23 protein-coding genes and 3 riboswitches are annotated in these 23,107 nt (G+C 63.4%); of the genes, 10 read left to right on the plus strand and 13 right to left on the minus strand.

All coding sequences use genetic code 11. The features are described 5' to 3' along the window. Window positions 1-146: 146 nt before the first annotated feature. Window positions 147-320 carry a DUF1328 domain-containing protein gene (locus AWB72_RS11905; protein WP_035964337.1) on the minus strand — a complete coding sequence of 58 codons (174 nt, stop codon included), beginning with the start codon at window positions 318-320 and terminating at the stop codon, window positions 147-149. Between the two features lie 142 nt (window positions 321-462). Further along, complete coding sequence (locus AWB72_RS11910) at window positions 463-1,608, minus strand: OpgC domain-containing protein (RefSeq protein WP_040050989.1); 1,146 nt, start codon at window positions 1,606-1,608, stop codon at window positions 463-465. 270 nt (window positions 1,609-1,878) lie between these two features. On the opposite strand from AWB72_RS11910, the gene AWB72_RS11915 reads away from it, so the two are divergent. Next, on the plus strand, window positions 1,879-2,637 hold the full coding sequence (locus AWB72_RS11915) for a TerC family protein (protein WP_040050990.1): 759 nt from the start codon (window positions 1,879-1,881) through the stop codon (window positions 2,635-2,637). A gap of 6 nt (window positions 2,638-2,643) precedes the next feature. Here AWB72_RS11915 and AWB72_RS11920 read toward each other — a convergent pair whose 3' ends face one another. From AWB72_RS11920 to AWB72_RS11940, 5 genes are read right to left on the minus strand one after another with little or no spacing between them, the layout of a single operon-like run. Then, the gene (locus tag AWB72_RS11920; RefSeq protein ID WP_040050991.1) at window positions 2,644-3,051 is read right to left on the minus strand and encodes a DUF4186 domain-containing protein; all 408 of its coding nucleotides are present in this window, start codon (window positions 3,049-3,051) and stop codon (window positions 2,644-2,646) included. A gap of 5 nt (window positions 3,052-3,056) precedes the next feature. Further along, complete coding sequence (cobM, locus tag AWB72_RS11925) at window positions 3,057-3,782, minus strand: precorrin-4 C(11)-methyltransferase (RefSeq protein ID WP_040050992.1); 726 nt, start codon at window positions 3,780-3,782, stop codon at window positions 3,057-3,059. Then, a complete protein-coding gene (locus tag AWB72_RS11930; RefSeq protein ID WP_040050993.1) occupies window positions 3,779-4,513 on the minus strand; it encodes a cobalt-precorrin-6A reductase in 735 nt (244 codons plus the stop codon). Before AWB72_RS11930 ends, cobM begins: the two co-directional genes overlap by 4 nt. Beyond that, on the minus strand, window positions 4,510-5,607 hold the full coding sequence (locus AWB72_RS11935) for a cobalt-precorrin-5B (C(1))-methyltransferase (RefSeq protein ID WP_040050994.1): 1,098 nt from the start codon (window positions 5,605-5,607) through the stop codon (window positions 4,510-4,512). The genes AWB72_RS11930 and AWB72_RS11935 overlap by 4 nt, the downstream gene beginning before the upstream one ends. Window positions 5,608-5,638: 31 nt before the next feature. Further along, window positions 5,639-6,847 (minus strand): bifunctional cobalt-precorrin-7 (C(5))-methyltransferase/cobalt-precorrin-6B (C(15))-methyltransferase, encoded by a 1,209-nt coding sequence (locus AWB72_RS11940; protein WP_040050995.1) that lies wholly within the window; start codon window positions 6,845-6,847, stop codon window positions 5,639-5,641. A gap of 81 nt (window positions 6,848-6,928) precedes the next feature. Next, a riboswitch (cobalamin riboswitch) is annotated at window positions 6,929-7,119 on the plus strand. Between the two features lie 83 nt (window positions 7,120-7,202). Here AWB72_RS11940 and cobG point away from each other — a divergent pair. Genes cobG through cobJ form a run of 4 tightly spaced genes read left to right on the plus strand, consistent with a single transcriptional unit; the run spans window position 7,203 to window position 11,413 of the window. Continuing rightward, complete coding sequence (cobG, locus tag AWB72_RS11945; RefSeq protein WP_244285595.1) at window positions 7,203-8,453, plus strand: precorrin-3B synthase; 1,251 nt, start codon at window positions 7,203-7,205, stop codon at window positions 8,451-8,453. Continuing rightward, window positions 8,446-9,072 (plus strand): precorrin-8X methylmutase, encoded by a 627-nt coding sequence (locus tag AWB72_RS11950; RefSeq protein WP_040051058.1) that lies wholly within the window; start codon window positions 8,446-8,448, stop codon window positions 9,070-9,072. The genes cobG and AWB72_RS11950 overlap by 8 nt, the downstream gene beginning before the upstream one ends. Beyond that, entirely contained in the window at window positions 9,069-9,797 is a 729-nt protein-coding gene (locus tag AWB72_RS11955; protein ID WP_040050997.1) for a precorrin-2 C(20)-methyltransferase, read from the plus strand. The genes AWB72_RS11950 and AWB72_RS11955 overlap by 4 nt, the downstream gene beginning before the upstream one ends. After that, complete coding sequence (gene cobJ, locus AWB72_RS11960) at window positions 9,785-11,413, plus strand: precorrin-3B C(17)-methyltransferase (protein WP_040050998.1); 1,629 nt, start codon at window positions 9,785-9,787, stop codon at window positions 11,411-11,413. The genes AWB72_RS11955 and cobJ overlap by 13 nt, the downstream gene beginning before the upstream one ends. On the opposite strand, the gene AWB72_RS11965 is transcribed toward cobJ, so the two are convergent. From AWB72_RS11965 to cobW, 4 genes are all read right to left on the minus strand, one after another. Then, window positions 11,392-11,964, minus strand: a complete 573-nt coding sequence (locus AWB72_RS11965) for a vWA domain-containing protein (RefSeq protein WP_052449939.1) — start codon at window positions 11,962-11,964, stop codon at window positions 11,392-11,394. The two genes, cobJ and AWB72_RS11965, sit on opposite strands and share 22 nt — an antisense overlap. Before the next feature lie 113 nt (window positions 11,965-12,077). Then, entirely contained in the window at window positions 12,078-13,055 is a 978-nt protein-coding gene (locus AWB72_RS11970) for a magnesium chelatase ATPase subunit I (protein WP_244285596.1), read from the minus strand. A 20-nt stretch (window positions 13,056-13,075) separates the two neighbouring features. Next, window positions 13,076-16,861, minus strand: a complete 3,786-nt coding sequence (gene cobN / locus AWB72_RS11975; protein ID WP_040051001.1) for a cobaltochelatase subunit CobN — start codon at window positions 16,859-16,861, stop codon at window positions 13,076-13,078. Window positions 16,862-16,865: 4 nt separating this feature from the next. Then, window positions 16,866-17,945, minus strand: a complete 1,080-nt coding sequence (gene cobW, locus AWB72_RS11980) for a cobalamin biosynthesis protein CobW (protein WP_040051002.1) — start codon at window positions 17,943-17,945, stop codon at window positions 16,866-16,868. A 124-nt stretch (window positions 17,946-18,069) separates the two neighbouring features. Then, a riboswitch (cobalamin riboswitch) is annotated at window positions 18,070-18,320 on the minus strand. 55 nt (window positions 18,321-18,375) lie between these two features. Continuing rightward, window positions 18,376-18,623, plus strand: a riboswitch (cobalamin riboswitch). Window positions 18,624-18,680: 57 nt separating this feature from the next. Here cobW and AWB72_RS11985 point away from each other — a divergent pair. From AWB72_RS11985 to AWB72_RS12000, 4 genes are read left to right on the plus strand one after another with little or no spacing between them, the layout of a single operon-like run. Further along, entirely contained in the window at window positions 18,681-19,127 is a 447-nt protein-coding gene (locus AWB72_RS11985) for a cobalamin biosynthesis protein (protein ID WP_244285597.1), read from the plus strand. Next, window positions 19,124-19,726, plus strand: coding sequence for a cob(I)yrinic acid a,c-diamide adenosyltransferase (gene cobO / locus AWB72_RS11990; RefSeq protein ID WP_040051004.1), 603 nt, complete (start codon window positions 19,124-19,126; stop codon window positions 19,724-19,726). Before AWB72_RS11985 ends, cobO begins: the two co-directional genes overlap by 4 nt. Continuing rightward, on the plus strand, window positions 19,726-21,024 hold the full coding sequence (locus tag AWB72_RS11995; RefSeq protein ID WP_040051005.1) for a cobyrinic acid a,c-diamide synthase CobB: 1,299 nt from the start codon (window positions 19,726-19,728) through the stop codon (window positions 21,022-21,024). Before cobO ends, AWB72_RS11995 begins: the two co-directional genes overlap by 1 nt. Then, window positions 21,021-21,266, plus strand: a complete 246-nt coding sequence (locus tag AWB72_RS12000; protein WP_084592928.1) for a DUF1289 domain-containing protein — start codon at window positions 21,021-21,023, stop codon at window positions 21,264-21,266. The genes AWB72_RS11995 and AWB72_RS12000 overlap by 4 nt, the downstream gene beginning before the upstream one ends. Before the next feature lie 7 nt (window positions 21,267-21,273). On the opposite strand, the gene AWB72_RS12005 is transcribed toward AWB72_RS12000, so the two are convergent. Together AWB72_RS12005 and AWB72_RS12010 are read right to left on the minus strand one after the other, a co-directional pair. Then, on the minus strand, window positions 21,274-22,044 hold the full coding sequence (locus AWB72_RS12005) for a CbtA family protein (protein WP_040051006.1): 771 nt from the start codon (window positions 22,042-22,044) through the stop codon (window positions 21,274-21,276). 9 nt (window positions 22,045-22,053) lie between these two features. Beyond that, window positions 22,054-22,290, minus strand: a complete 237-nt coding sequence (locus AWB72_RS12010) for a CbtB domain-containing protein (protein ID WP_040051007.1) — start codon at window positions 22,288-22,290, stop codon at window positions 22,054-22,056. Window positions 22,291-22,492: 202 nt separating this feature from the next. Between AWB72_RS12010 and AWB72_RS12015 the strand changes: the two genes are divergently transcribed. Next, window positions 22,493-23,086 carry a histidine phosphatase family protein gene (locus tag AWB72_RS12015; RefSeq protein WP_084592929.1) on the plus strand — a complete coding sequence of 198 codons (594 nt, stop codon included), beginning with the start codon at window positions 22,493-22,495 and terminating at the stop codon, window positions 23,084-23,086. Window positions 23,087-23,107: the final 21 nt, after the last annotated feature.

Consider the following 23,107-nt stretch of genomic DNA (forward strand, 5'->3'; position numbering starts at 1 on the left):
CCTCGTCGATCCATCGCGCGCGTGGCCAATGGGCCCGCGCCGCCGGTCGAATGTCTCCTTCACGGAATTTAACATTGTCCCGGCGCGTGGGTCGATGCGAGGAAGCGCCTATGACTGCCCGCTTCAGCCGCCCTTGACGGGCGCCGTCAGAGCACGAGCGATCCCGCCGAAATCGCGACGATTAGGAAGATCACGAACAGCACGAGGAAGATGAAGAAGCAGATTTTCGCGATGCCCGCCGCCCCGGACGACACGCGCCCGAAGCCGAAGAAGCCGGCGATAACGGAGATGACCGCGAAGAGAATGGCGAGTTTGAGCATGACAGCGTCCTTTGTTGTTATCGGATGCCGTGCTCCTTGCAAGCGATGTGCCACTTTATTCTGTGGACGTGGATTGGATGGACAGTTAGTTGCCTCTTCCAGTTTAAAAGAGCAGCGCCACAAGCCGCTGCTCTTCTCGAAATCAACGCACGCCGCCCGCGCGATTGTCCGTGGTGGCCGCAACCGTCGCCGGAGCGGGCGCGCCTTGCCGCGTGCGCAGCCAGTTCGCAATCGGCTGATGCACTTGCGGCACCGAAAGCAGCGCGGAAATCGCAATGGCATCGGCGGCTAGACCGGCGGGCACGTTGATGAGGCCGTCGGTCAGCGTGAAAAGAATCGAATCGACGACGAGCGAAATCACCGTTCCCGCGACGAAGCACACCATGCCGTCACGCCCCACCGCGCCGATCCACGGCAAGCGCCGCGCGACTTCCTTCACCACGCCATAGCGGGCGAGATTCGTCGCGATCCACGCGATCGCCAGGAAATTGACGACGCGCGCGCCCGCGAGATCGCGCTTGAACGCGCTGTCGAGCACGGGCGGCAGCACGAGCAGCTTGTAATACGCCATGCCGATGATGAGCGCGAGCGCCGCCGCGCTGATCGTCCAGCCCGAGCGGTGCGACGTGATCCGCTGATACACCGGCTGGCAGCGCGCGAGCACGCCGAGCATGAACATCAGTTGCCAGGCGGCGGGGTTGAAGTCCCAGAGCGTGTCGTCGGCGGACGGCATGTATTCGCCGATCTGCGGCGCGCACGCCCACAGCGCGAGGCTTAAGCCCAGCAGCAGCCACGGCTTGCTGCGCGCGAGCGGCAGCGCGAGCGGCACCGACAGCGCGAAGAGCGCGTACATCGGCAGGACGGCTGCGAGATACGGCTGGCGCTCGAACGTCAGGATTTGCGCGAGCGAAGCCAGCGGCGCCGAGGTCACGCTGTCCAGATCGTGCAGCACGAGATTCGGCGCGTGACCGTAGAACGGGCGCAGCAGGAAGGTCGCGACCAGCATCAGCACGGCCGTGACCAGAAACGCGCGATAGATTTCGAACGCGCGCTTGACGAAGCGCATGCGCGCGGCGCTTTCCGAGCGGCGTTCGGCGAGCGACGCGTACGCGGTCGCGGTTGCGAAGCCGCCGAGAAACACGAAGACTTCGGCGGCGTCGTTGAGCGCGAACGCGTGCAGCGTGAAGCGCGACAACATGCTCCCGCCGATATGATCGACGACGATGATCAGCAGGACGAGTCCCCGGAAGAAGTCCAGCTCGACGAGGCGTTGCGATTTTCCGGACATGCGGCGTATGGTGGTTTTCTGCGGCGCGCAGGAGGTTTAGGCGGCGACCGCGCGGACGCGGCATCGAAGCGTAGGAGTTTACCCTTAAATGCGGCGGTGCATCATCGGAACAGACGCAGTTTTCCGTTTCAAATCCGTTATTTGTGGCTTTCCGGACTTCCCGAAGCAGTTCTGACCGCCCGATATCCCGAAAAGTTTTCACTTTGCTTTCATTTTCGGGATCGATCAGGCTAAGATCACGCCCTCTCCCCAAACGACTGGCACGCTCGCATGGACTATTTTGCCGCCCTCGTCACCGATCCCGCCGCCTGGGCCGCCCTGGCGACCCTCGTCGTGATGGAAGTCGTGCTCGGCATCGACAACCTGATCTTCATCTCGATTCTCACGAACAAGCTGCCCGCCGCGCACCGGACGCGCACGCAACGCATCGGAATCGGGCTCGCGCTCGTGATGCGGCTCGGCCTGCTCGGCACCGTCGCGCTCATCGTGCGGCTCACCACGCCGATCTTCGAGGCGTTCGGCCACGGCTTTTCGTGGCGCGACCTGATTCTGATCGCGGGCGGCGCGTTTCTCGTCTGGAAGGCGACGACCGAAATCCACCATCACGTTTCGCACGACGACGACCACGCCGGCCCCGCGACGAGCGGCGGCCTCACGCCGTTGTCGGCCATCGGCCAGATTCTGGTGCTCGATCTCGTGTTTTCCATCGACAGCATCGTGACGGCGGTCGGCATGACCGAACACATTCCGATCATGTTCGTCGCGGTGATCGCGGCGGTCACGGTGATGCTGTTCGCGGCCGGGCCGCTGTCGCGCTTCATCGAGCGCAATCCGACCATCGTGATGCTCGCGCTCGGCTTCCTGCTGGTCATTGGGATGACGCTGATCGCCGAAGGCTTCGGATCGCACGTGCCGAAGGGCTACATCTACGCGGCGATGGCGTTCTCCGCGCTGGTCGAGGGCCTCAACATGCTGGCGCGCAGGGCGAACAACAAGCGCCGTGAGAAAAGCAGCATCGAACGCGGATGACGTGACCTAGAACGGCAATTCGCGCTGCGGGTTATCGTTCGCGGCCGGTTCCGACGATGACGGCAACGGCTGCGCGCGCAGCCATCGCGCGATGGCATCGACAACGTGCTGGCGCTCCGCTTCGTCGAGCGCCTTGCCTGCCGCGATGCCATGCCACTTCGCAAGACACGTCCTGCAGCACGTCGCGGTCGCGTGTTGAGCGATGAAAACAGGATGACCGCGAAACGGCGTCTGCTTGCCGTCGTTCAGCGGGGCTTGCGGCGCAAGACGCTTCGCGATCAAGTCATGCGCCTGCAACAGCACCGTTTCGATTCCACGTTCCCGCAGATAGCGCCCTTCTCGCACGTCCAACGCAAATCGCCGGCGAAACGCCGATTTCACGAGAGCTTCGAACACGGCATCGAGGTCGCGCATGCGGATCAGTCCTTCGCGTAGAGCGTGGAATCGGCGAAACCGTGGGCGTCCAGCACGCGTCCGACGATGATCATCGCCGTGCGCTCCACGCCCGCCGCGCGCACTTTCTGCGCGATATCCGCGAGCGTGCCTTCCACGCGCGCTTCGTCCGGCCAGCTCGCGCGGAACACGACCGCGACCGGGCAATCCTCGCCGTAATGCGGCACGAGATCGGCGACGATACGCTCGATATGACGCACGCCGAGATGAATGGCGAGCGTCGCGCGATGGCGTGCCAGATCGGCAAGCGATTCGCCCGGCGGCATCGACGTCTTCGCGGCATAGCGCGTGAGAATGACCGTCTGCGAAATGCCGGGCAAGGTCAGCTCGCATTTGAGCGCCGCCGCCGATGCCGCCGCCGCCGTCACGCCCGGCACGATTTCATAAGGAATCCATATCTTTTCGATACGGCGAATCTGCTCGCCGATCGCGCCGTAAAGCGATGGATCGCCCGAATGCACGCGCGCGACATCCTCGCCGTTCGCATGCGCCTGCTGCAGCAGTGCGACGATGGCATCGAGATCGAGCTCGGCCGTGTTGATCACACGCGTCGCGCGATGGCCCGCCAGCACGCCTTCGGGCACGAGCGAACCTGCATAGAGAATCACCGGACACGAACGAATGAGCCTTTGCCCTTTGACGGTGATGAGTTCGGGATCGCCGGGTCCGGCGCCGATGAAATAGACGGTCATTGCAGGTTGAAGTCGTAGGCGAGCAACGCATCGCGCGCGCTCGCAGGGTCGTCGAATTCGCGATCGGCTGGGGGCAGCGCGGGCCGCGCGAGCATTACAACAGGCAGGCCGCGTTCCCGCGCAACAGTCAGTTTGGCTTCCGTCGCCTTGCCGCCGCTGTTCTTGCTGACGACCACATCGATACGCGCGGAATCGAAAAGCGCGCGTTCGCCGGCGATATCGAAAGGTCCGCGTGCATCGACGATATCGGCGCGCGCATTGCCTTCATGCGGATCGAGACAGCGAACGGTCCAGCGCTGCGACGCGGGGATCTCGCTGAGATGCGCAAGCGGCTCGCGTCCGAGCGTGAAGAGCGGCCGATGAAACCGCGCGATGCGTTCCACGATACCGTTCCAGTCCGCCGCCTCGCGCCAGTCGTCGCCGGGCTGCGGCTGCCATGCGGGACGCCTCACCGCCCACAGCGGAACGTCCGCGCGCGTGCATGCTTCGCGCGCGTGCCGGCTCATTTGCGCGGCATACGGATGCGTCGCATCGACGACGAGCGCGATCTCATTCGCGCTCATATAGTCGATAAGCCCCGGCACGCCGCCGAATCCGCCGACGCGCACGTCGCACGCGAGATCGGTCGGCACGCGCGCGAGGCCCGCAATGCTGTAGATATGCGGCTTCGTCATGCCGCGCGCGATGATCAGCGCATCGCCGGTGCCGCCGAGTAACAACGCGCGCTTCATGTTGCCCTTCCCACGATCACCCCTTGCCTGTCGATGGCGAATGTCTCCACGACGACGCCGTGCGGCACGACATCGCGCGCGACATCACGCGCCCGCGCGCACACGACATCGCCTAGTTGAATGCCCTCGCCGCGCGCCAGCTTCAACGCTTCCTGGCTCGTGTTGGCCGCGCGAATGGCTGATTGAAGGGCATTGCTCGCGCCGGCATCCGCGGCCCACACGGCAAGCAGCGGAAGGTCGATGCTCGAATTGCGGCTATGCAGATCCATGTGCCCCGCCGCGAGCTTGCTCAGCTTGCCGAAGCCGCCGCACAAACTCAGCTTGTCGACGGGCGCGCGCCGCAAGTGCTTGAGCACCGCGCCCGCGAAATCGCCCATTTCGATCAGCGCGATATCCGGCATGCCGTAAAGCGCGCGCATCGCGTCTTCGCTCTGATTGCCCGTGCACGCCGCGATATGCCGCACGCCGTTGGCCCGCGCGACATCGATGCCCTGATGAATCGACGCGATATACGCCGAACAGGAGAACGGCCTGACGATGCCCGTCGTTCCCAATATCGACAGCCCGCCGACGATGCCGAGCCGTGGGTTCATCGTTTTGAGCGCGAGCGCTTCGCCGTCCTCGACGCCGATCGTCACATCGAAACCGCCTGCATAGTTCGAGAGCGCCGCGAGCCGTTCGAGGTGCTCGGTCATCATCTTGCGCGGCACGGGATTGATGGCCGGTTCGCCGATCGCGAGCGCAAGTCCCGCACGCGTCACGGTGCCGACGCCCGGTCCCGCGTGAAAGCGCACGCCCGCATCCGCCGACAACTGCACGCGCGCGAAGACCAGCGCGCCATGCGTGACATCGGGATCGTCGCCCGCGTCCTTGATGACGCCCGCTTCGGCTGCATTACGCGTGTCGCTTATCACGCGGCAGAACTCGAGTTTCATCGTGACGTGCTGGCCCTTCGGCAACACGATCTCGGCGCGCTCGCTTGCATCGCCCGTCAACAGAAGGCGCGCGGCCGCGAGACTCGTCACGGTCGCGCAGCTTCCGGTGGTATAGCCGCTTCTGAGCGGCGCGGGGGTTTCGGGCGTTTCGTCGCGCATGCGGCTCGTTCGATCCATTAATTAGGATCGCTCACGACTTTTTAACGTGCAGCACGGTGATCGGCAATGCTTGCCGCCACGTATCGAAACTGCCGAGCGGTTCCGACTGCGCGATGCCGATGCGCGTCAGTTCGCCGCCATATCGCGCACGCCAGTCGATGAGCGCCGCTTCGCTCTGCAACGTCACCGCGTTGACAATGAGCCGCCCGCCCTGACGCAGCTTCGCCCAGCACGTATCGAGCACGCCCGGCACGGTGGCGCCTCCGCCGACGAACACCGCATCCGGCGCGGCGAGGCCCGCGAGCGCGGCGGGCGCTTCGCCTTTCACGAGCTCGAGCGCGGGCACGCCGAGCGCATCGCGGTTATGTTCGATGAGACGCTGCCGGCCTTCATTCGCTTCGATTGCAATCGCGCGGCAAGCGGGATGCGCACGCATCCATTCGATGCCGATGGAACCGCAGCCCGCGCCCACGTCCCATAGCAGCTCGCCCGGCTGCGGCGCGAGATGCGCGAGCGTGATCGCGCGCACGTCGCGCTTGGTGAGCTGGCCATCGTGACGGTAAGCGTCATCGGGCAAACCGGGTGTCAGCGGCGGTCCCGCGTGCCCCGCGTGCGTCCTGCATTCGATAGCCACGAGATTGAGCGCGGCCACTTCGGGCTCGCGCCAGTCGTCTGCACGTTCGTCGATGCGTCGCTCGTTCATGCCGCCCAGATGCTCGAACACCGTCATGCGGCTTGCGCCGAAACCGTGCGCGGTCAGCATCGATGCGATCGCAGCGGGCGTCGCGCCATCGGCGCTCAATACGAGGAGGCGCGCGCCGCGAAACGTATGCGCGAGCAGCTCGGCGACAGGCCGCCCGACGAGCGATACGCACTGCGCATCCTGCAGCGCCCAATGCAGCCGCGACGCCGCGAGCGACAGCGACGAAGGCGCGGGAATCACGCGCATTTCGTCGTGAGAAAGCTCGCGTGCGAGCGTCGCGCCGACACCATAGTGCATCGGATCGCCGCTCGCGAGCACGCATACACGCGCGCCGCTCTTGCGTTCGGCGAGGACGGCATCGATGGAAAAGGGCTTGGGCCACGGCACGCGCCGCGCCGCGATGCGTGCGGGCAAGAGCGCGAGATGACGCTCGCCGCCATGGATCGAACCGGCTTCGACGAGCGCGCAACGCGCCTCGCGGCTCAAGCCATGCCAGCCGTCCTCGCCGATGCCTACCACGGTCAGCCAGGTCGACATGCGCCGTCTCCTCGTTGCGGTTCGCCGCGCGCAATGCGAGAAAACAGCATGCGCGAAGCGGTCTGATGGTCGATAAAAGCGGGCATAATAACGTCCGTCGGTGCCTGATGGGGTGAAACCCTGAAGGCCTAACAGGGAACACAGAGAAACTGTGGCTGCCCCCGCAATTGTACGCAGCGAGTCCGCGCTCCACTGCCACTGGTTTATACCGGGAAGGCCGGCGCGGATGGCGACCTGCCAGCCAAGAGACCTGCCGACGCAATCATCAACGCTTATTTCGCGCGACGCCGACCGGGCGGGGTGTACCGGTCTCTTCATACGCGATACCGCACCGGCCACGCTTTTGAACGCATTCTTGTCCACACCGCGGCCCTCGGCCTGTCCGGGCCTCATGCGCATCGTGCAGGCACGCGATGGCGGTCTGGCGCGTCTGCGTCTCGCGGGCGGCGAACTGAACGCGCATGCGGCGCACGCCGTCGCGCGCGCTGCGATTCGCTGCGGCTCGGGCGTCATCGACATCACGAACCGCGCGAACCTGCAACTGCGGGGCATTCGCGACGATGCACACGCGGAACTCATCGGCATCGCGCTTGAAGCCGGCCTCGGTCCGCAAGCCGAAGGCGGCGACGATATCCGCAACGTCATGCTAAGCCCGCTCTCGAACGACGGCACGCGCACGCTCGCCGCTGACATCATCGCCGCGATGCAACGCGATGCCGCGCTGCATGCGTTATCGCCGAAGTTCGCGTTGCAGCTCGATGGCGGGGAACCGCTTGCCATGCTCGATCATCCGCATGACGTGTGGCTGTCCGCGCTCGAAGACGGCGCGCGTTTCGCGTTCGGTCTCGCAGGCTCGATGCCGCATCGCGCAAACGACATGCCCGCGCTCGGCAGCATTGCACGCGATGGTGTCGTGGCGTTCGTCATCGCGGTGCTGCATGCGTTTCTTGCGCATGCATCGCCTGAAGAGCATCGCATGCGTGATGTGCTCAAGCGCATCGGCATCGCGCGCTTTCTCGATTCGCTGACATTCGACGCCGCATGCGATGCATGGCGCCGCGTGCCGTCCGATGCATCGCTGCGTCTCGGCGCACATGCGAACCCACAGGGCGACGCGTGGTACGTCGGCGCGCAACCGCCGCTCGGCCGTCTCGATGCATCGACGCTCGATGCGCTTGCTGATCTTGCGACATCGCACGCGCAAGGCCGGATCATCATGACGCCGTGGCAAAGCGTGTTGCTGCCGGGCGTTGCGTTGCAGTCGACGCAATACGTGATCGATCGATTGCAGGCGCTCGGCCTCGTCACGGACCCGCGTGATCCGCTTGCGCGCGTGATCGCGTGCACGGGATCAACGGGTTGCGCGAAGAGTCACGCCGACACCAAAGCCGACGCATACCGCATCGCGCCGTTGCTGCCCGCGCATATCGAAGCGCATTTGAGCGGCTGCGATCGTTCGTGCGCGGCGGCGCATCCCGTCGCCGTGACGCTGTTCGCCGTCGAACCCGGACACTATGACCTGCACCTGCATGCGCGCCGCGTCGCACAGAACCTTTCCATCGAAGAGGCGGCCGCGTGGCTCGCCCGGAGCCATGCCGATGCTTGATTACATCCGCGACGGCGCGGAGATCTATCGTCAGTCGTTTGCGACGATCCGCGCCGAAGCCGACCTGAGCGCCCTTCCCTGCGACATCGAAAAGCTCGCCGTGCGTCTGATTCATGCATGCGGCATGGTCGATATCGTCGACGATCTGCGGTTTTCTAAAGGCGCGGGCGATGCGGGGCGCGCCGCGCTCGCCGCCGGCGCACCGATTCTCTGCGATGCGCGCATGGTCGCCGAAGGCATCACGCGCGCGCGCCTTCCCGCCGATAACCGCGTGATCTGCACGCTGGGCGACCCGTCCGTGCCCGAGCGCGCCCGCGCGATGAACAACACGCGCTCGGCCGCCGCGCTCGAATTGTGGCGGCCGGAACTCGAAGGCGCGATCGTCGCTATCGGCAATGCGCCGACTGCGCTCTTTCATCTGCTCGACATGATCGATGCCGGCGCACCCAAGCCCGCGCTCATTCTCGGCTTTCCCGTCGGCTTCATCGGCGCGGCGGAATCGAAAGCGCTGCTTGCCGCCGATAGTCGCGGCGTGCCGTTCGTCGCGCTGCTCGGACGGCGCGGCGGCAGCGCGATGGCTGCCGCGGCCGTGAACGCACTTGCTTCGGAGAACGAATGATGAGCGGAAGGCTCTACGGCCTGGGCGTCGGCCCGGGAGACCCCGAACTCATCACCGTGAAAGCGCTGCGGCTATTGAAGTCCGCGCCGGTGGTGGCGTATTTCGTCGCGAAGGGAAAGAAAGGCAATGCGTTCGGCATTATCGAAGCGCATCTCGACGATGCGCAAACGCGCCTGCCGCTTGTGTATCCGGTCACGACCGAAGCGCTCGAACCGCCGCTGTGCTACGAGACGATCATCAGCGCGTTCTACGATGAAGCCGCGCTCGCCATTGCAGATCATCTCGAAGCCGGGCGCGATGTCGCCGTGATCTGCGAAGGCGACCCCTTCTTTTACGGCTCATACATGTATCTCCACGATCGTCTCGCCGGACGGTTCGATGCGCATGTCGTGCCCGGCGTGTGCTCGATGCTGGGCGGTGTGTCGGTGCTGGGCGCGCCGCTCGTGTATCGCAATCAGAGCCTTAGCGTGCTGTCGGGCGTGCTGTCCGAGGATGAACTCAAACACAAGCTCGAATCTTCGGATGCCGCCGTCGTGATGAAGCTCGGCCGCAACTTCGAGAAAGTGCGCCGCGTGCTGCGCGAACTCGGCCTCGACAAGCGCGCGCTTTACGTCGAGCGCGCGACAATGGCGAATCAACGCATCGTGCCGCTGGATGAAGTCGATCCGATGGCATCGCCCTATTTCTCGCTGCTCGTCGTGCCGGGTGAAAAATGGCAGGCATGAAGACGTTTTCGACGCTTGCAATCGTCGTGCTCGGCGGCAGCGCGATGCAGACCGCGCGGCGCATACAAGCGCGTTTCGCCGAATCGCGCGTGCATGGTCTTGCAAGCCGCGTTAACGCCGACATCGCTTATGACGATTTCGGTGCGCACGTGCGCGCGCTGTATGCGGCTGGCACGCCGATCGTCGCGTTGTGTTCGGCGGGCATCGTGATACGCGCGCTTGCGCCGTGTCTTGCCGATAAACAAGCCGAACCGCCCGTGCTAGCCGTCGCGCAAGATGGAAGCGCGGTGGTGCCGCTCGTCGGCGGCATGAGCGGCGTCAACGTGCTGGCGCGTGAGATTGCCGCGACGCTAGGCGTTGCGCCCGCGATCACCACGAGCGGGGAATTGCGCTTCGGCACGTGTCTGCTTGCGCCGCCTGAAGGTTATGCGCTCGCGGATATCGAACGCGGAAAGCGCTTCGTGTCCGATCTGCTCGCGGGCGAAGCGACGCGCATCGAAGGCCATGCGCCCTGGCTCGATCACGCCGACCTTCCTCGTGACGATGACGCGCGTCTCGCGGTGCGCGTCACACCGCATATCGATGACGACAACGACAGTCTCGTCATTCATCCGCGTTGCGCGGTTGCGTGGGTTCGCAAAGTAAACGAGTCCGTCACGGAACGCGTGCGCGATGCGTTGCGTGAGCATCGACTATCTCCGCTTGCGCTCGCCGCACTCGTCGCGCCGATGCACGCCATGACTTGCGACGCCCTCGCCGATGCCGCGCGAGCGCTGCACGTACCGCTGCGTTTCAGCGACGACGTGCCTTCGCACGACATTGTCATCACCGTCGCGAACGAACCCGTCGATGCGCAAACCATCGGCCGCGCGCGCGGGACGTTGACGGTCATCGGCCTCGGTCCCGGCAACGTCGACTTCATGACGCCCGCATCGAAAGCCGCGCTCGTCGCTGCACAGGACGTGCTCGGCTACGAAACGTATTTGCGCATGGCGGGGCCGTATCGCGCGGACCAGCGTGTGCACATGACGGACAACCGCGAGGAATTGCAGCGCGCGCGCCACGCATTCGAACTCGCGAGCGAAGGACGCAACGTCGTGGTGGTCTCATCGGGCGATCCCGGCGTCTTCGCGATGGCCGCTGCCGTGCTCGAAGCATTGGACGAAGGCCACGCGATGCATCCCGAATGGCACGCGGTCAAGCTCTCGATCTTGCCGGGCGTGTCCGCATCGCTCGCAACGGCTGCACGCGCGGGCGCACCGTTGGGCCATGACTTTTGCGTGCTATCGCTATCGGATAACTTGAAGCCGTGGGACGTGATCGAGAAACGCATCCGTCACGCTTGCGAAGCGGATCTCGTGATGGCGTTCTATAACCCGCTGTCGAAAGCGCGGCCGTGGCAGTTCGATCGCGCGATGGACATCGTGCGGGAACATCGCGATGCAGCAACGCCCGTGGTGCTCGGCCGGGACGTGGGACGTCGCGCGGAAACCATGCGCACGGTCACGCTCGGCGAACTGCATGGCGGACTCGTCGATATGCGGACGATGGTGATCGTCGGTTCATCGCGAACGCGCACGATCGGCGAATGGGTCTATACGCCGCGCTGGTATTGAAGCAGCGCATCCGCCGGCACATAGTGCGCTTGCCACGACGCGGCCAATACTTCGGCACCACCCACACGCAAGGGCCCATCCTCGAAGTCCACCACGATAATGCGATCCGCACCCGCAGGCGCGACCGGGCGATCGTTCACGCGGCCATCGGTCAGTACCCATAGCCAGCGGCGTTGATGAGGCCGGCGACGTGACACGCGCACGAGCACCGTCGCCGCGCTCGATATGCCGAGCGTGAGCGGCGTGCCGCCTCCGCCACCGATCGGCGCGATCCATCGTTCATTGAACCAGTGCGCCGCGCCCGGTTGCCGACGCACTTCGGCATGTCCGCCGCCGAAGCATACGAGCGCCACTTCAGCACGCTCGCGATAAGCGCGGTCGAATAGCGCGATGAGCATGCCCTTGGCGCGTGCAAGGCGCGCGCCGCCGAGCATCGAGCCGGAGCAATCGAGCAGGAAACAATGCAGCGCGCTCGCATCGGCATCGGTACGGCGAAAGCGCACGTGCTGCGCATTGAACGGCGCGGCGCGCTTGGCTCGCAATGTCGCCATCCAGTCGATGCGAGCGCTCTTCACGCCCTCGCGTGCAGCGAAGCGGCCTTGTGAACGCGCGTTCTGCCATCGAAGACGATGCGCTTGCGCATCGGCGTCGAGCCTTCGATGGCTCAGGCTTTTTTTGCGGCGAGCGGCCTGACTTGCTTGACCTTGGCCGTGCCTGCCGGCTCGGGCGGCACATAGCCCCACTCGCCGTCCTGCTCGCTTGCACCGTTTGCCTGACGAGGCGGCGTCTCGCGCGGCGGCGCTTCAGTCTCGCGACGCCGGTGACGCAAGACAGCTTCGGCCACGCATTCGACGTGCTTGGTTTCCACGTAATCCGCGCCTTCGAGCGCCGCGAGCGCACGCGCCGCGCGCAACATCACGAGGTCCGCGCGCAGACCATCCACTTGTGCGGCGATGCAAAGCTCGCTGACGCGCGCATGAACGGCATCGTCGAAATCGAAGTCGTTCAGCGCGGCGCGGGCCGCATCGATGCGTTCGCCGAGCGCCGCCTGATTCTCTTCATGAAGCGCACGAAATGCTTCGGGGTCCGTATCGAATGCAAGACGCGACTTCACGATCCGCTGCCGCACGCTCGCATCGAAGCAGTTATTCAGTTCCACCGCGAGCCCAAAGCGATCCAGCAGTTGCGGACGCAACTCGCCTTCCTCCGGATTCATCGTGCCGATCAACACGAAGCGCGCATCATGCCGATGCGAAATGCCGTCACGCTCGATGATATTCACGCCGCTTGCCGCAACGTCGAGCAATTGATCGACGAGCGGATTCGGCAGCAGATTCACTTCGTCGACATACAGCACGCCGCGATGCGCCTTTGCCAGCAAACCCGGCGAGAACTTCACGCCGCCGTCGCGTAGCGCGCTTTGAATGTCGAGCGTGCCGATCAATTGCTCCTCGCTTGCGCCGAGCGGCAACGTCACGAGCCGTCCTTCCGGAAGAAGCTCGGCAAGCGCGCGCGCCGCCGTCGATTTGGCCGTGCCGCGCGGTCCGCTGACGAGCACACCGCCAAGCGACGGATCCACAGCCGCGAGCAGCAACGCCTGCTGCAACGGCGCCTGTCCGACGAGCGCGGTGAAAGGAAACACTGGAAATAAAGAGGTTTCGTTCAAATCTGTCGGCCTTCGAGTTGCTGCTCGACATCGAGCAGATGCCGCGTCACCGCATCGCGATACGCGCCCGGCTCTTGCCACAAGCCGCGCTCCATCGCTTCGAGCAAACGCTCGCAGATAGCGTGCAGCGCATGCGGATTGTGCTGCGCGATGAAGTCGCGCGTGCCGGCATCGTTCACATAAGCATCGGTGACGAGCGCATATTGATGATCCGACACGACGCGCGCAGTGGCGTCGTAGCCGAAGAGATAGTCGACCGTCGCGGCCAGTTCCGATGCGCCCTTATAGCCGTGGCGCTTCACACCATCGATCCATTTCGGATTCACGACGCGCGCACGCACCACGCGCGCGATTTCTTCGTCGAGCGTGCGCACGCGGGGCGCGGCGGGATTGCTGTGGTCCGCGTTATACGCTTGCGGCTGCAGGCCGGACAAGTAACGCGCCGCTGCAATCATGCCGCCCTGAAACTGGTGATAGTCGTTCGAATCGAGTATGTCGTGTTCGCGGTTGTCCTGGTTTTGCAGGACCACATCGAGCGACGAAAGCCGCGTGCCGAAGCTCGCGCGTGCTTCGACACCATCGCCGCCCTGCGAGTAAGCGTAACCGCCCGTGCTTTGATACGCAGCGGCGAGGTCCGCATCCGTTTCCCATTGACGCGCGTCGATCAGTTCCTGCAAGCCCGCGCCATATGCGCCGGGTTTCGTGCTGAACACGCGCCATCCCGCGCGCCGTCGCGCTTCTTTCGCATCGACGCCACGGCCGATGAGTTCATCGCGCTCACGAAGAATCCGCGCGCGGATAGGGTTCACGTCCTCGGGTTCGTCATCGAGTTCGGCAACGGCTTGCACTGCTGCATCGAACAAATGCATGAGGTTCGCGAATGCATCGCGAAAGAAGCCCGATACGCGCAAGGTCACGTCGATGCGCGGACGATTGAAGATGGAGATCGGCAGAATCTCGAAGTCCGTCACGCGATGACTGCCCGCCGCCCACTTGGGCCGCACGCCGATGAGCGCGAACGCCTGCGCGATATCGTCGCCGCCGGTTCGCATCGTCGCCGTGCCCCACACTGAAAGACCGATTGCGCGCGGATAATCGCCGTGATCCTGCACATGCCGTTCGACGAGCATGTTCGCGGACTTGAGCCCGAGCGACCAAGCCACTTGCGTCGGCAAGGCGCGCGTATCGACCGAATAGAAGTTGCGGCCCGTGGGCAAGACATCGGGCCTGCCGCGCGATGGCGATCCACTCGGTCCCGGCGGCACGAAGCGTCCTTCCAGACCGCGCTTGAGCTGCATGAGTTCTTGCGGCCCGCATGCATCGAGACGCGCGAGCACATCGCATTTCAAGCGTTGCAGCACGAGCGCGGTGTGCGGCCCCGGTGCGGGTGTGAGTGCGTGTGCATCGTCCTGCAACAGCTGCATGGCAAGACATTCGAGCCGCTCGCGCGTGTCGCCATGATGACGCCACGGCGCATCGCTTACGGCTTGCAATGCTTCGGGGCGCGGGCCGGTCCATGACGCGGACCAGTCGGCATCGAGCGGATTGAACGCATCGCCCAATTGCAGGTCGCGTGCGAGCGCGGTGATGAGGCTCGCGTTCGCGCCTTGACCGTCACCAATCGGAAAGCGCCCGAGCGCGAGCAGCGTATCGCGGCGTTGCGTGCCTTGCGGCGATACGCCGAACACATGCAAGCCGTCACGTATCTGCGCTTCCTTCAGTTCGCAGAGATAGGCATCGGCGCGCGTGAGCAACGCATCTTCGCCCGCAATGTCACGCGGCGCATCGAGCCCGAGTTCTTCATGCAACCTATGCTCGACGATGTTCTCGAGTATCGACTTGCGCAAGAGCTTTGCGCGGCGAGTATCGACCATCAATGCTTCGTAGTATTCGTCGACCTGCCGCTCGAGATCCTGCAACGGTCCGTAGTTTTCAGCGCGCGTGAGCGGCGGCATCAGATGATCGATGATGACCGCCTGCGCACGACGCTTCGCCTGACTGCCCTCGCCCGGATCGTTGACGATGAACGGATAAAGATGCGGCATCGGCCCGAGAATCAGATCGGGCCAGCATGATGCCGATAATGCCACGCTCTTGCCGGGAAGCCATTCGAGATTGCCGTGCTTGCCGACATGCACGAGCGCATCGGCATCGAAACGCATGCGCAGCCAGAAATAAAACGCGAGATAAGAATGCGGCGGCACGAGTTCGGCATCGTGATAGCTCGCATAATCATTGCGCTCGCGCGAACGCGACGGCTGAATGCCGACGAAGATTTCACCGCAGCGAAAGCCCGCGATCATGAAGCGGCCGCGCCTGATCGTCGGATCATGCTCGGGCGCGCCCCACGTTTTCTCGAGCGCGGCGCGTGCATCGGCGGGCAGCGCATTGTAGGCATCGAGATACTCTTCGAGCGAAAGACTTTGCAGCGCGGGACGCAGATCACGCACGACGGGATCGTTCGTCACGCCTTGCGTCAGAGCAGCGATGAGCGCATCGCCATGTTCGGGGATATCGCCCACGCGATAGCCCTCACGCGCAAGCATCGACAGAATGCCGACCGCCGATGCCGGCGTATCCAGACCCACGCCATTGCCGATTCGCCCCTCGCTTGCCGGATAGTTCGCGAGCACGAGCGCAATGCGTTTCTTCGCATTCGGCGTATGCCGCAGCGCGCACCAGCGTCGGCTCAGTTCCGCGACGAAGCGAACGCGTTCGGCATCGGCCTGATAACGCACGACATCCACTTGCGTATGCGGACAGTGATAAGCAAGTCCTTTGAAACTCACTGCACGCGTGATGATGCGGCCATCGACTTCGGGCAATGCAATATGCATCGCGACATCGCGCGAATTCAGGCCGTGATTGTCCTTCTCCCAATCCTCGCGATTGCCGCCGCTCAGAATGACTTGCAGCACGGGCGCATCGCCTGCGACTTCGAATGCTTCGCTTTCGCCGATAACGCCCGCTGCAAATGCCGTCGTATTCAATACGAGCGAGGCGCGATGCTCCGCGCACAAGCGTTCCACGACTTCGCGGCTGACGCTTTCCTTGAGCGACGCAATGGCAATGGGCAGTGGATTGAGGCCTTCTTTCTCGAGCGCTTCGATGAGTGAATCGAATACCGCCGTGTTTCCCGACTGCAAATGCGCGCGATAAAAAAGAATCGCGACGACAGGCGCGCCTTCGGTCCATCGCGCGCGCCAGTCGTCGATCAGGGCGACATCGCGCTCGGGGTGATAAATGGCAACGGCGGGCAACGTACTCGGCGGCTGCGGCTCGCGACCGAAACCGAACGAGCGATGAGCGATTGCGCGCAAGAATTCCTCGGCATTGCGCGCGCCGCCTTCGCGCAGATAGCGCGATAACTCGCGGCAAAACGCGGCATCGGCGGTGCTCTTCGCAATCAGGTTCGGGTCTTCAGTGAGATCGCCGGAGAACATCGCAAGCACTTGCCTCTCGCTCTTCGCAAGCGACACGAGCCGCTCGATGCCATAAGGCCAATACGATTCACCGCCGAGATGATCGACGACGACGACCTTCGCATGACGCAATACGTCATCGACATAAAAGTCCACTGACGCCGGCTGGCGCAAGAACGATTGATTCGCCAGCCGCACTTCGGGAAACCCGGCTTCGAGGCGCGGAAAGACGCTTGCAAGCAACGCAAGCGTGGTGTCGGCGGAACTGAGCACGACAATGGGCGCGCGCGTCTGCTCGATACGCATGACGCCTGCGGCATCATCGACGAATCCTCCCGGGGTCGTGCGTAGCAAATGCATCGTGCTAGGCCTGCACGAGCGCGTTGGCGAGCGCGGCGTCGAATGCCCGCTGAAGCGCCGGCTGATCGAGGTCTTCACCAATCAGCACGAAGCGGCTCGCGGCTTCGCCTTCGGACCAGCGACGGTCGAAATAGCTGTCGAAACGGCGTCCCACGCCTTGCACGACGAGACGCATCGCAGCGCCGGGCAGCGCGGCGAAGCCCTTCACGCGATAGATCGTGTGTTGCTCAACGAGGGTCTGCAAGGCCGCGATGGCCTGATCGCGCGATTCGATATGCGCGTTGACGACGACCGAATCGAAGTCGTCGTGATGATGATCCGCGTGGCCTTCATCGTCCACGGAACCATGATGATCGTGCCGCAAGTGAATCGTCTCTTCGGATGCCGCCTGCAAGCCGAGCAACGCATGCAGATCGAGCTTGCCCATCTGCGCGGGCACGATCTTTACTTCGGGCGGAATCTCCGGCCGCACGAGTGCTTCGACTTTTGCAAGCGCATCGGCGTCCATGAGGTCGGTCTTGTTGACGATCACGAGATCGGCAGACGACAACTGATCCTCGAACAATTCATGCAGCGGCGATTCATGATCCAGATTCGGGTCGGCCTTGCGTTGCGCATCGACTGCATCGGGATTGGCCGCGAACTGTCCGCTTGCGGCAGCAGGACCATCGACGACGGTAATGACCGCATCGACCGTAAAGGCATTCTTGATCGACGGCCAGTTGAACGCTTGCACGAGCGGCTTGGGCAATGCGAGGCCCGACGTTTCGATCAGCACGTGATCGATGCGCTCTCGCCGCTCGAGCAATTGCTCCATCACCGGATAAAACTCTTCCTGCACGGTGCAGCACAAGCAGCCGTTCGCAAGCTCATAGAGATTGCGGTCTGCTGAAGCCGCCTCGTCATCGCAGCCGATACCGCAGCCCTTTAGAATTTCCCCGTCGATGCCCAACTCGCCGAACTCATTGACGATCACGGCCAGGCGCAAGCCCTGCGCATGGGACATGATGTGGCGCATCAAAGTGGTCTTGCCGCTGCCGAGAAAGCCGGTCACGACGGTGACGGGAATCTTGCGGGTTTGCATCGTTGCTCCGTGGCTCGTGTGTGCGTGCGCCGCGCATCGTGCCGATGGCGGCGTCGAATGCGGTGTCAAACGGGAAAGCGCACGGCTTCGTGGATCATGGGTCGAGCCGCATCCCCGCGGCGTCGGTCCTCGCGAAAGTCTGGCCGGTATCCGGGCTTGCGGCTTCATTGCGCGGCCTTCCTGCCATGCTTATGACAGTGGCCTTTAGCGCAATGCGCGGAATCGATATTGCCGATGCCGCCAGTCGCTTACCGTTGCGGGGGCAGCGCAGGTTGGCGCGTGCTTTCCTTAGAAAAAAGCCGGGCGCTTCCTGCTTCCCGTTTAACTGTGCGCGAAAGAAGCTCGCGCACGAGCACCAAAACTGCGTGAAAGTCTAGGCTGAGCGCGAGAGAGCGTCAAGGAAACACGCGCTATTAACAGGCGCATATGGTATCTTTGGCCCGCGACTGGTGCTCGCGCGTTCGAACGCAACGCGCAGTTAAACGGGAAACAGGAAGCCGTGAGTTCTATGATCGAACGAAGCGTGCCAGCCTGTGCTGTCCCCGCAACGGTACGCGACCGGCGGCATTGCATGCGTGCAATGCCGCACATCGTGCGAACACGCCACTGCCGCTCGCGGCGGGAAGGCCGCGCGATGAGGTCGCAAGCCCGGATACCGGCCAGCGCAGGGGACGAAGCGCATCGCTTATGCATGGCGATGCGCTTTGCCAAACGCCGCGCATCCGCGAGGGACGCATGCGCCGCTCGCACCGCCCATTCTTTTCGATGAAGTCTACTTGCGCCAATGAGCGCGGTCTTGCAGTCGGCATCGGTTGCAGGCGAGGCGCAAGCGCCGACGCTATTGAAACCGCCGTGCGTGCCGCGCTGAACGAATCGAGCCTTCTTTTTGAGGACATTTCTTTGGTGGCCAGCATCGACGCTAAAGAAAACGAAGCCGGTTTGCTGGCGTTTTGCGCGCGCCATGAATTGCCCTTGCGCTTTTTCACAGCGGAAGACATTGCTCGCGTGCCCAGCAGTTATTCGCGTCACGCCGACGAGCACATGAATGTGGATGGCGTGTGCGAGCCTTGCGCGCTGCTTGCGAGCGGCGGCGGGCGTCTTCTGGTGGGCAAGACTATCGTGGGCGGCGTGACCGTCGCCATTGCAAGGAATCAGACTCTGTCGAGCACGAAAACCTCATGAAAACCGATACCGAATCGCATCTGCGCATGACGCAGCGTCGCAAGGAAGGGCACGAAAAGAAGCAGGCCGCCGCCGATCATGAGAAAGGTTTATTGATCGTCAACACGGGCAACGGCAAGGGCAAGACAACGGCCGCATTCGGCATGGCAGTGCGTGTACTCGGCCACGGCATGAAGCTCGGTGTCGTGCAGTTCATCAAGGGCGCTTTGCATACATCGGAGCGTGACTTCCTGAGCGCAGTGGCGAACTGCGATTTCGTCACGATGGGCGACGGCTACACATGGAACACGCAGAACCGCGAAGCCGACATGGCGACCGCGCGCAAGGGGTGGAATGAGGCGCGGCGCATGATCGAAAGCGGCGATTATCAAATGGTCGTGCTCGACGAACTCAACACCGTGCTCAAGTACGAGTATCTGCCGCTGGATGAAGTGCTGGATGTACTCAAGGCGCGGCCCGCGATGCTGCATGTGGTCGTGACAGGCCGTCATGCGCCCGATGCGCTCGTCGATATTGCGGATCTCGTCACCGAAATGCGGCTCGTGAAGCATCCGTATCGCGAGCAAGGCGTGAAAGCACAACGCGGCGTCGAATTCTGATGCTGCGCTGCCCTGCACTCTTTGTCGGCGCGAGCGCATCGCATCAAGGCAAGACCACGGTGACCGCCGCGATTGCGCGCCATCATGCGCGGCTCGGCCGGCGCGTGCGCGTCTTCAAGACGGGGCCGGATTTCCTCGATCCGATGATTCTCGAACGCGCGTGCGGATCGCCCGTCTATTCGCTGCATTTATCGATGGTCGGACTCGATGCATGCCGCGCCTTGCTCGCACAAGCGGCGCGCGAAGCGGATCTCATTCTGATCGAAGGCGTAATGGGTTTATTCGATGGCACGCCGAGCAGCGCCGATCTCGCCGCCGCCTTCAACGTGCCCGTGCTCGCGGTGATCGGCGCGCATGGCATGGCGCAGACCTTCGGTGCGGTCGCGTTCGGGCTTGCGCGCTATCGGCCGGATGTGCCGTTCTACGGCGTGCTCGCGAACCGCGTTGCATCGGCGCGTCATGCGCAAATGCTGTCCGAAGCCATCCCCGAAGGGCTGCGCTATTGCGGGCATGTGTCGAATACGGACAATATCGCATTGTCCGAGCGTCACCTCGGCCTCACGCAAGCGCAGGAAATCGCGAGCCTCGATGCACGCCTCGACCGTGCCGCCGATGCCATCGCAGCAACCGCGCTTGCTGAATTGCCGCCGCATGTGGACTTCGAAGACGCGATGCCTGAAGCGCCGCCGCGTCTGCTCGCTGGTCTGCGGATCGCCATAGCGCGCGATGCAGCGTTCTCTTTCATCTATCCGGCGAATATCGACTTGCTGAAAGCGATGGGCGCAACCATCGCCCCGTTCTCTCCGCTCGCCGACGAACCCGTGCCTGCCGATGCCGATGCGCTCTATCTTCCCGGCGGCTATCCCGAGCTGCATGCGGCGACGCTTGCATCGAATGCGCGCACGCGGGCATCCATTCGCGAACATGTTGCGCGTGATCGCGCGGTTCTGGCGGAGTGTGGCGGCATGCTCTATTTGCTCGACACGCTGACCGACCTCGAAGGCACAAGACACGCCATGCTCGGCGTGCTGCCCGGCAATGCATTCATGCAGCGGCGTCTTGCCCGCCTCGCGATGCAGCGCATCGACACCGCACATGGCGCGCTTACCGGCCACACGTTTCATTACTCCACGCTCGACACGCCGATGCAGCCGCATCTCAACGCGACACATGCAACGACGGGCGCTGCGGGCGAAGCCCTTTATCGACACGGCCGCGTGACGGCCACTTATATGCACGCGTACTGGCCGTCGAATCCCGCCGCAGCCGCTGCGCTTTTTCGCGGCACCACACTATGACGACGACAGACCTGGCTTTCACCATCGAACGCGCAAAGAATCAAGAGCCAATCGGTTCGCCGTGTACGGGCGTATGCAAGCTCGATCCCGCGCACGGACTGTGCGCGGGATGCTTTAGAAGCCGCGAGGAGATAAAGGGCTTTAGATCAATGGACGATATCGCAAAGCTGACGCTGCTCGATCAACTACTCGCGAGACGATCGACCATTGCGCCATCACCCGCGCCATCACCCGCGCCATAACTCGCGCTCAAATCGCCGCCATCGTCCGTAATGCTGGACGCTCCAGTTCCCGCGCGGCAAGCGCGCCGAACAAGAGACCAAGCGTGGTCCAGATGATCGCTTGTATGCCGATAGCGGCCACGCGGAAATTCCAGAGAAGCGATGCGGAGAAATCCGCGGGCACTTCATCGACGCGCGGCAACACGAACTGCGCAAGCAGCATCAGCGCGATATAAGCTATGCCCGCGATGACCGTCGCGCGCCAGTTGCCTTGACGCGCATGCATGCGCCTTTGCAGCCATACGGCGAAGACGGCCGCCGCAATCGACGTCGCCATCATGCCGAAGAACAATGCGGTGCGCGGTCCAATGGTTTCGGGATTGCCGACAGCGGGCGGATTCGGCGGGTACTTGAGAAACGGCACGATCGCCACGCTCACGAATCCCAACATGGCAAGCAATGCCGATGCACCCCGCGCGCGCAATGCGCCGAGCCGTCCATAAGCAAACGCGAAGACAAGCGAGAAAATGCCGCCCAGCGCAGTGCCGAATACCGCGACGCCCGTGAGCAGACCCAGGCCCGCTTGAGTATCGCGGCTAACGATTTCCTCGTCGCCTTCATGTTCATGTGACTGCGCAGCGCCTTCGTGATGCATATGCGTATGCGCATGCTCGTGCCGTTCTTCGAATGCAATGGCGCGCTCGACCGACGACTCACCGACGATCTTTGCAAACGCGAAGCCGAGCAGGCCCGCGACAAGTCCCGCGATCATGCCGCGTATCAACAAACTGCGAATCATGGCGCGTCCTCAGTGGCACGGAAAGCCGAGCAGATGCCGGCCATCGTGAACAAATTCGTGGACGTACGTGCCCGAAATAACGGAAGTCGCGCCTTGCTCCGCGCCGACGAAGTAAATGGCGATTAGCAGAATGAGGCCGATAAACACGGCCCAAGGCAGCACTTCGCGCACCGGAATGGGGACAGGCGCATCGATTGCAGGCAAAGAGGAAGCGGCGGAATAGGCCGGCGCGTTGGAAGCGTTCATTGAAAGTTCTCCAAGGGAAAAGCGCGTCCCGATAGACGAAGAGCATGCAGCGGGGTCTGACTCGCGAGTGGCTTTAACAACGAACTCGCATACAGTGGCGCGACCGTGCCGGGTTTTCACCGGCTTCCTCGCATTGCAAGCTTGCCATTCTATGACGATTGCCGGCAAAGTAAAGCAACGATATTCATAGCCGCCGATTCAATTGAACGTCATTCTGCTCTGCCACGCCGCCACGCATGCAATGAAAGCCGCGCGCTTTCCGAACGGCACCGAACCCGCCGCGCACGATGAACGCGCCGCACTTGCTGATCGTTTCGCTGCGCAAAACTATGCCGTCATTTCAAGCGCTGCCGCAGCGGCGCGCGAGACGGCTGGCTGGCTGACGAGTGAGTTCGACATCGATCCCGCGTTCGACGACATCGACTATGGCCGTTGGCGCGGCCATGAGATTCGCACGATCGCACAACAGGACCCCGAAGGCGTTGCCGCATGGCTCGCGGATATGCATGCGCGTCCGCATGGCGGCGAAAGCATCGCGATGCTGGCCGAACGCGTCGGCGAAGCGCTTCAGCGCATGGCGGCCGATGCATCGCATGAACGCTGCCTCGTGGTCACGCATGCCATCGTCGTGAAAGCGGCGCTCGCGCATGTACGCGCGGAACCGCTCGCATCGCTCGCTAAGATCGATCTCGCTCCTTTGTCCGCGATATGGCTCGAGTACGATGCATCGCGCGGCGCATGGTCGGAACGAAACTTCGATTCACGCGACAGGCTCAAACGCATCGACAGCACCTGATGCTGCCGCATCCCTCAAGGA

Source organism: Caballeronia concitans (assembly GCF_001544615.1).
Classification (GTDB): domain Bacteria; phylum Pseudomonadota; class Gammaproteobacteria; order Burkholderiales; family Burkholderiaceae; genus Caballeronia; species Caballeronia concitans.

What these genes read in the sequence shown, in the direction of transcription:
- AWB72_RS11905 (WP_035964337.1), bottom strand. Translation starts at nt 320, where the DNA reads ATGCTCAAACTCGCCATTCTCTTCGCGGTCATCTCCGTTATCGCCGGC.
- AWB72_RS11910 (WP_040050989.1), bottom strand. Translation starts at nt 1,608, where the DNA reads ATGTCCGGAAAATCGCAACGCCTCGTCGAGCTGGACTTCTTCCGGGGA.
- AWB72_RS11915 (WP_040050990.1), top strand. Translation starts at nt 1,879, where the DNA reads ATGGACTATTTTGCCGCCCTCGTCACCGATCCCGCCGCCTGGGCCGCC.
- AWB72_RS11920 (WP_040050991.1), bottom strand. Translation starts at nt 3,051, where the DNA reads ATGCGCGACCTCGATGCCGTGTTCGAAGCTCTCGTGAAATCGGCGTTT.
- cobM (WP_040050992.1), bottom strand. Translation starts at nt 3,782, where the DNA reads ATGACCGTCTATTTCATCGGCGCCGGACCCGGCGATCCCGAACTCATC.
- AWB72_RS11930 (WP_040050993.1), bottom strand. Translation starts at nt 4,513, where the DNA reads ATGAAGCGCGCGTTGTTACTCGGCGGCACCGGCGATGCGCTGATCATC.
- AWB72_RS11935 (WP_040050994.1), bottom strand. Translation starts at nt 5,607, where the DNA reads ATGCGCGACGAAACGCCCGAAACCCCCGCGCCGCTCAGAAGCGGCTAT.
- AWB72_RS11940 (WP_040050995.1), bottom strand. Translation starts at nt 6,847, where the DNA reads ATGTCGACCTGGCTGACCGTGGTAGGCATCGGCGAGGACGGCTGGCAT.
- AWB72_RS11950 (WP_040051058.1), top strand. Translation starts at nt 8,446, where the DNA reads ATGCTTGATTACATCCGCGACGGCGCGGAGATCTATCGTCAGTCGTTT.
- AWB72_RS11955 (WP_040050997.1), top strand. Translation starts at nt 9,069, where the DNA reads ATGATGAGCGGAAGGCTCTACGGCCTGGGCGTCGGCCCGGGAGACCCC.
- cobJ (WP_040050998.1), top strand. Translation starts at nt 9,785, where the DNA reads ATGGCAGGCATGAAGACGTTTTCGACGCTTGCAATCGTCGTGCTCGGC.
- AWB72_RS11965 (WP_052449939.1), bottom strand. Translation starts at nt 11,964, where the DNA reads ATGGCGACATTGCGAGCCAAGCGCGCCGCGCCGTTCAATGCGCAGCAC.
- cobN (WP_040051001.1), bottom strand. Translation starts at nt 16,861, where the DNA reads ATGCATTTGCTACGCACGACCCCGGGAGGATTCGTCGATGATGCCGCA.
- cobW (WP_040051002.1), bottom strand. Translation starts at nt 17,945, where the DNA reads ATGCAAACCCGCAAGATTCCCGTCACCGTCGTGACCGGCTTTCTCGGC.
- AWB72_RS11985 (WP_244285597.1), top strand. Translation starts at nt 18,681, where the DNA reads ATGCGCCGCTCGCACCGCCCATTCTTTTCGATGAAGTCTACTTGCGCC.
- cobO (WP_040051004.1), top strand. Translation starts at nt 19,124, where the DNA reads ATGAAAACCGATACCGAATCGCATCTGCGCATGACGCAGCGTCGCAAG.
- AWB72_RS11995 (WP_040051005.1), top strand. Translation starts at nt 19,726, where the DNA reads ATGCTGCGCTGCCCTGCACTCTTTGTCGGCGCGAGCGCATCGCATCAA.
- AWB72_RS12000 (WP_084592928.1), top strand. Translation starts at nt 21,021, where the DNA reads ATGACGACGACAGACCTGGCTTTCACCATCGAACGCGCAAAGAATCAA.
- AWB72_RS12005 (WP_040051006.1), bottom strand. Translation starts at nt 22,044, where the DNA reads ATGATTCGCAGTTTGTTGATACGCGGCATGATCGCGGGACTTGTCGCG.
- AWB72_RS12010 (WP_040051007.1), bottom strand. Translation starts at nt 22,290, where the DNA reads ATGAACGCTTCCAACGCGCCGGCCTATTCCGCCGCTTCCTCTTTGCCT.